Annotated in this window: 8 protein-coding genes; 1 reads left to right on the forward strand and 7 read right to left on the reverse strand. The window is 58.6% G+C overall.

Annotated elements, in window-relative coordinates:
• The 4 genes from M7F93_RS09490 to M7F93_RS09505 form a co-directional block, all read right to left on the reverse strand.
• Positions 1 to 199 (reverse strand): FAD-dependent oxidoreductase (locus tag M7F93_RS09490; protein ID WP_298172490.1); only part of this gene is annotated, 199 nt, incomplete at its 3' end.
• A gap of 16 nt (positions 200 to 215) precedes the next feature.
• A complete protein-coding gene (locus M7F93_RS09495; RefSeq protein ID WP_298172494.1) occupies positions 216 to 1,310 on the reverse strand; it encodes an electron transfer flavoprotein subunit alpha/FixB family protein in 1,095 nt (364 codons plus the stop codon).
• Between the two features lie 19 nt (positions 1,311 to 1,329).
• On the reverse strand, positions 1,330 to 2,172 hold the full coding sequence (locus M7F93_RS09500; RefSeq protein WP_298172497.1) for an electron transfer flavoprotein subunit beta/FixA family protein: 843 nt from the start codon (positions 2,170 to 2,172) through the stop codon (positions 1,330 to 1,332).
• A gap of 189 nt (positions 2,173 to 2,361) precedes the next feature.
• Complete coding sequence (locus M7F93_RS09505) at positions 2,362 to 3,159, reverse strand: FAD-dependent oxidoreductase (RefSeq protein ID WP_298172500.1); 798 nt, start codon at positions 3,157 to 3,159, stop codon at positions 2,362 to 2,364.
• A 26-nt stretch (positions 3,160 to 3,185) separates the two neighbouring features.
• Here M7F93_RS09505 and M7F93_RS09510 point away from each other — a divergent pair, with 26 nt between their 5' ends.
• Positions 3,186 to 3,383 (forward strand): hypothetical protein, encoded by a 198-nt coding sequence (locus tag M7F93_RS09510; protein ID WP_298172504.1) that lies wholly within the window; start codon positions 3,186 to 3,188, stop codon positions 3,381 to 3,383.
• On the opposite strand, the gene M7F93_RS09515 is transcribed toward M7F93_RS09510, so the two are convergent.
• The 3 genes from M7F93_RS09515 to M7F93_RS09525 all read right to left on the reverse strand — a co-directional run.
• Positions 3,372 to 3,677 (reverse strand): FAD-dependent oxidoreductase, encoded by a 306-nt coding sequence (locus M7F93_RS09515; RefSeq protein WP_298172507.1) that lies wholly within the window; start codon positions 3,675 to 3,677, stop codon positions 3,372 to 3,374. The genes M7F93_RS09510 and M7F93_RS09515 overlap by 12 nt on opposite strands.
• Before the next feature lie 423 nt (positions 3,678 to 4,100).
• A complete protein-coding gene (locus tag M7F93_RS09520) occupies positions 4,101 to 5,429 on the reverse strand; it encodes an OprD family outer membrane porin (RefSeq protein ID WP_298172510.1) in 1,329 nt (442 codons plus the stop codon).
• A gap of 153 nt (positions 5,430 to 5,582) precedes the next feature.
• A partial coding sequence (locus M7F93_RS09525; RefSeq protein ID WP_298172513.1) for an extracellular solute-binding protein occupies positions 5,583 to 6,263 on the reverse strand: 681 nt, incomplete at its 5' end.

Below are 6,263 nucleotides of genomic sequence, written 5' to 3' on the forward strand. Positions count from 1 at the left end.
ACGGGGCATCGTCGCGGAAATCGGGAATGATGCGTTCCAGCGCGTCGGCGTAGAGGATGGCCCCCTGGACGTTTTTGGTGCCGGGGGTTTCACCCCGTTCCAGTTGCAATACGCTCAGACCCGCCTTGGCCATGGTGTACGCGGCTGCATTACCGGCGGGGCCGGCACCTACCACAATGGCATCAAATTTTTCGGCCATGGCATGACTCCTGTGATTAACCGGCCCGACGGTTCACAGCCAGACGGCTGCGCAAGGCGTCGGTGAGGACGGGAAGGATCTGCACGGCGTCGCCGACAATGCCATAAGTGGCGAAGTCGAAGATGGGCGCATTGGGATCGTTGTTGATGGCGATGATCACGTCGGAGGCTTCCATGCCGACGCGATGCTGAATCGCCCCGGAGATGCCCGCGGCAATATAGAGCTTGGGACGCACGGTCTTGCCCGATTGCCCGATCTGACGGTCGGCGGGTAGCCAGCCCGCATGGGTCACCGGACGCGAACCGCCCACTTCGGCGCCGAGCACGGCAGCCAGGTCCCAGATCAGGCGGAAGTTTTCCGTCTTGCCCATGCCCCGACCGCCCGCCACGATAATGTCGGCATAGGCGAGCTGAGCCTGCTCCTGGGCCTCGTCGGGGATGAACTCCAGGACCTTGGCGATAATATCGTCCTCCTGCATCTGCAGGTTTTCGGAAATGACACGACCGCTGCGTTCCGGCACGGCGTCGGGCATGGCCATGACCCGGGGGCGGATGGTGGCCATCTGCGGGCGGTAGTTGAGGGTCTGGATGGTGCAGAGCAGGCTGCCGCCGAAGGTCGGGCGAGTGGCGAGCAGTCCCCGGTTGTCCGGGTCGATGGCCAGTTCCGTGCAGTCCGCGGTCAAACCCGTGAGCAGCGTGGTGGCTACACTACCGGCGAGATCGCGGCCCAGGGTGGTGGCGCCGAGCAAGAGAATCTCCGGCTGATAGCGGTTGACGAGATCGGTCATGGCCTTGGTGTAGGGCTCGTTGCGATAGTCCGTGAGAATGGGATCGGCCACGATATAGGCCACATCGGCGCCATAGGTGAAAGCGCTGCGGGCAGCGGCAGACAGTTCATCGCTGCTGCCGCCGAGGATGACGGCGCCCAGTTCGACATTCAGAATATCGGCCAGCTTGCGCCCTTCGCCGAGCAATTCCCAGGACACCTGATGTACCTGGCCCCGTTCCATTTCGACAAACACCCAGATTCCCTTGTAGGCCGCCAGGCGGGGGTCCAGCTCCAGACGTTTTTTGCCTTTGGGTTTTACGGGTGCGGCAGTGTTCTCGCTCATGTGGATACTCCTTGAGAAATCAATGGGTGATCAGGCCGAGTTCCTGCGCCAGGCGCGGGTGCTGGCTGCTGAGAACATCCAGGATGGCGTTGGCGGTGCCGCTGGCGTCCAGATCGGCGCCGATCCTCTGTGCCTTCACCGCCCGGGGCTTGGGAGTGAATATCTTGCTGACCACCGTGGGCGAACCCTTGAGGCCGATTTTGCTGACGTCCTCAATACCGGCACGGTCTTTATTCCATTGCGGCACGGTAAGCCGAGCCGAGCGGAACATATCATCCATACCCGCGAAGCGGATCTGGTTGCTACCCTCCAGCATGGTGATCAGAGCGGGCAGGCAGGTTCTGATGACTTGCACACCGCCTTCCGAGCGACGCTGTACGGTGATGCTGCGTTCCTCAAGGTCCAATGCGTCGATAGCCGATACATAGGTGAGGAGTTGCAGGCCCAGGCGCTTGGCAATGCCCGGTCCGACCTGCGCGGTATCGCCGTCAATGGTCTGCTTGCCAGTGAACACCAGATCGACGGGATGTTCCTCACCAATTTTGCGGATGGTCTGGGCCAGGGCGAAGGAAGTCGCCAGGGTATCGGCGCCAGCGAAGGCGCGGTCGGTCAGGAGGATCACGTCGTCGGCACCATAGGCGATGGCCTTGCGCAAGGCGTCCTCCGCCTGGGGCGGCCCCATGGTCAGGACGGTGACCCGTCCGCCAAGGCGGTCTTTGAGGCGCAAGGCCTCTTCAATGGCGAAAACGTCGAAGGGATTGATGATGGCGGGTACACCCTGCCGCATGATGGTATTGGTGACCGGATGCACTCGGATCTGGGCGCTGTCGGGAACCTGTTTGATACAGACGACAATATGCATGGCGTATTCCTGTTACCGATCTGCCGGTGATCTGAAGAGGCTGTTGCACTGATCTAGCAATCTTTATTCCAGATACGACTATCTTGTGAATTTCAAGATAAACAATCTGTTGGATAAAATGCACCAGAAAAACAACGTAAGCAGCAGATGTAGGCTTTGCGACAAAATGCATGCTTTATCACGGTAAACTCAATGCGTCCGTTGGCTCTCGCTGACGGTAGCGGCTTTGGCACGGAGCACGGCATTGCTGCTGAGGGCAAACTCAGGCCAGGCGGCAGCGAGGTCGCGGGCGATGGTGGACAGATATTCCTTGCCGGGTTCGTGCTCTTCGGGAAAATTGGAGAGCGCGTAGGAACTGTGGTTGAAGGCGAGGGCTTCACTGATCAGTGTCTGATGAACGATTGCGAAAGGTGCATGCACTTCCGGCGTGAGCGCAGAACGCCCCTTATGGACACCCGTACCGCTGGTGTCAAAAGGTAATTCGCTCAGTTGGCGCAATGCCTCGCTGTAGAACTGCTCCATGGTGTCGAGCAGGGCGCGCTGGGTCAACTGTTCCTTGTGCTGGCGGGCCAGATATTGATTGAGGTGGCGGCGATAGGTCGCCAGCAAATCCGGCTGTTGCGCGGTCACCCATGTACCGAATATGGCGATGCAGGCGGTGTTGTCGGCAGGGCCGTTCAGTGCTTCCGGGCCAAGCGATATGGGGTCAGACACGAGTGTCCGCTGAATGCGGGCGGCGGATTCCAGGGCGCCTTCCAGATAGCCGCCGCCATAGCCCGCCGTTTCGGAGCCGCCGAAAAACAGCTTGTTTTTCCACAGCGGCAATCGCAGGTTCGGGTTGCCGTATTCGGGATGCGTATTGGGAGGCGTGCGGTCCAGGGTGCTACAGGTGTAGGCTTCCTGAGCCCAGTCATGGACATGTTGTTCTCCGTCTTCTGCTGGCAGATCAAAGACCTGTACCAGTTGGCGGGAGATCAGTAAGGCCATGGTGGCGGGCGGGATGGTGGCGCGAAATGCCGGTGGGAGGGAAAAAAGGCGCCGAGTGCGGCCTGCTCGCCGGTGGCATCACAGGCGTCGAAAATTTCGGGGAGTACCACCTGTTCGTGGGTGACGAAGGCGTTTCCGGACTGGCCCGATTCCCGCCAGAACGCCTGATCGTAAGCAACCTACCACGCGCCGGGCACCCCCATGTACCTCCGTCAACTCCATGACCTCCGGTTTTCATCCGTTGTATTCAGGCGCAGGATGTCACCCCGGTCATGTTGGGCAAAAGTGTCGAGCCCGAGGCCCGAGATCATCCGGGTGACGCGTGGTTGGGTATCCGGCCAGAACCAGGTAGGCCCCAGATCCACCGCCAGATTGTTGCGCTGGCAGCGTTCGGAAAATATACGCCCGCCGAGACGCTCACGCGCTTCATAGAGCGTGAAATCTAGCCCGCGCTCCTGCAGGCTTCGGGCCAATGCAAGCCCGCATAAGCCACCACCAACAATGATTGTATCTGGCACGGTTCCGGTCCTCCTGGCTGCATCATTCGCGTATCCGGCAATATTTATACCGGGATGCAGACCATGGGGTAGCGGCACCGGCATGTAACGCCATATTACTCATATAAACAAGTTTGTAGATGCTATCTGTGCAGTTCTTGCGGATGCGGGTGTGATAAGACGATATTGTCGTTAGATAGCCTTTTAGTGGAGTCTGGTCAGATTTGCGACAAAGTTTGTCTGGCGCCGCTGGTTTGATGAGATACGTAAGTAGGTAACAAAGCGTACAAGATGTTCAGTCTATTACGTTATATTAAAATATAACCATATGATAATATTATACTTGTTTTGGAACGGTTATTGCGCGCTCAACCGCCGTTGCCGTCCCTATCGGGCAACGACGCTATATGTCGCCAGAGTATTCCGGTGAGGAATTCTTGCGTGCTAAAACTCGTAAGTCACCATTACCCGGTTATAGACAAAGGAGTGTTGTCCTGAGCCCGGAAACAGCCCGACCGCACCACCATTCCCCACCTCCACCTGATCCCGCAAACACAGCCCCCTGAACATGCCCTGGGGGAAATAGCTCACGTTAAAGTGGGTCCAGTTGCTATTGCCGGAAAAATAGGTGGTGAACTGGGAATAACCGGCCGTCAATTGCAGCGCCATGGGCAGGACCCAGTAAGCCGCACGCACCCGCCAGCCGTCGCCGGGGCCGACGCCTACCAGCCCCTGAATCATGGAATCCACATAGAGCGGATCAGCCGTGTAACCGACGGTATAGGGCGAGATGATGGCGCCGCCGCCCAGAGCATGGGCATGGTATAGGGTCGCATCATAGCCCCACCAGAGGCTGCCGTTGGGGAACTGGAAACCGGCTTTTACACCCCAGTTGGTGCTGTTGACACCTTGCCCTGGCTGGCCAAAGAGGGCGGTACCGGTGCTCGCAAAGGCCTCGCCGGCACCCCATTCCCTGGTGAATTGCGCATCCACAAAGGGCTTGAGGACGAAGGTGGTGGGCAGGGCGTAGTGGCCGCTCCAGTAGAACATATTGGCGAACTGGTCGAACTGGTAAAACCAAGCGGCAGTTTCGGCGTGATACGCGCGATATCGGGCGCCAAAGGCGAGCGCCCCGTTGGTAGGCGAAGTACCGGCGGGCAGCACGTTGGGTCCGCCATAGAGGGAGTCGCCTTCATAGTGGCCGGGATAATAGAGATTATCCCGGTAGAACTGGCCGGTGGTGCGGTCTTTCCAACGGAAAATCCGCAGCGCGCTAAGTTGCAGGCCGCTAAAGGGATGGGCCTCCAGGGTCACCCCCTGATAGGTGACGGGAATTACCCGCCCGCCGACCCGGTTCAGCCACGGGGTATCCACCAACTGGTTGCCTGCCTTGGCGGTGACCCATTTGTCCTGATATTCCAGATAGGCCTGACCCAACGCATTGACGGAGGGGCTGGTGCCCATGAGGGTTTTGTCGATCCGGGCCGGATTGCTGGGCTGCGTGCCGAGTGCATTGGCGGTGTAAAAACTGACGCCGACACGGAAGCCCGTGAGGAAGGGTGCGGTGACGATATTGATGCGTCCGGCCAGGGAGTAGGCATAAGCATTGACGGTATTGGGTGTGCCATAGAGGCGACTGAAGTAATAGGAACGGATTTGTCCGTCAATGTGGCTTTTCGCAAAAAACTGGGACAGGGTTTCGGCTTGGGCGCTGGCGTTGAAGGCGCCCATCAGGCTGGCTGCTGTCATCAGATGAAGGATATTTTTCTGCATGGGAATAGCTCCTGCGTATCGAGTATGGTGGTTTTCATTGCGGTATTTTGAATATAACGCGGCATAATCAGCCGGGTCGCGGAGGAATGCCACACCCCAGCGGACCGGCGAACTGCTTACGCCGGGCGCCGAACGCCCTGGTGCAGACCCGCTTTATCTCAGCATGTCGCCTTTGGGCGGGTTATAGCCGGTCTCTTTGAACATGGCCTGCCCCTGGGGGCTGGTCATGAAACGGATAAAGGCCATGCCCAGTTTGGGGTCCGGTGCGTCGACGGGTACCGCGGCATAAAACACCAGGGGCTGGGTATGCACGGTCTTGGCTTTGCCGTCCACATTCAGGGTGAAGTGGACTTTGCTGTACCAGTCTTTGACCATGGCCGGATTGCTGAGATTGATTTGATCGGGCAGGGTGACATAAGGCAGATGCAGGGATTTCACCGCGCTGAGATAACCCGACGAGGCGGCCATCTGGCCACTCTTGAGGCGGGAAAGTAAGGATGTCTCCGTGAATATCTGTTGGGGGTTCTCGATCGGGCCGAGGACTTTGTCCACCAGATCCGGTTGGTGATAATACTTTTCAGCCAGCATGAAGGTAAAGACGATATTTTGCCCTTGGGGATCGGTTTTGGGATCCGTGCGGCCGAAGACTACCCCTGGCTTCTGCAGGATTTCATACCAGGGTACTTTGCCTTCCGCGGCTTCCTGAAAGTCTTTGGCGTAGGGGCTGTCGGGACTATAAGCAATGCACATGGCGGTACTGGCGACCGGATAGGCCTCCCTGACCAGACCGGCCTTGATCAGCACCTCGATGGGGCCGGGGGTGATGGAGACAAA

This window comes from Acidithiobacillus sp. (assembly GCF_027322205.1).
In the GTDB taxonomy this organism is placed as follows: Bacteria; Pseudomonadota; Gammaproteobacteria; order Acidithiobacillales; family Acidithiobacillaceae; genus Acidithiobacillus.

Bases quoted from the DNA above. Each gene is read 5' to 3' on its own strand.
- M7F93_RS09495 (WP_298172494.1), bottom strand. From the start codon at position 1,310: ATGAGCGAGAACACTGCCGCACCCGTAAAACCCAAAGGCAAAAAACGT.
- M7F93_RS09500 (WP_298172497.1), bottom strand. From the start codon at position 2,172: ATGCATATTGTCGTCTGTATCAAACAGGTTCCCGACAGCGCCCAGATC.
- M7F93_RS09505 (WP_298172500.1), bottom strand. From the start codon at position 3,159: ATGGCCTTACTGATCTCCCGCCAACTGGTACAGGTCTTTGATCTGCCA.
- M7F93_RS09510 (WP_298172504.1), top strand. From the start codon at position 3,186: ATGCCGGTGGGAGGGAAAAAAGGCGCCGAGTGCGGCCTGCTCGCCGGT.
- M7F93_RS09520 (WP_298172510.1), bottom strand. From the start codon at position 5,429: ATGCAGAAAAATATCCTTCATCTGATGACAGCAGCCAGCCTGATGGGC.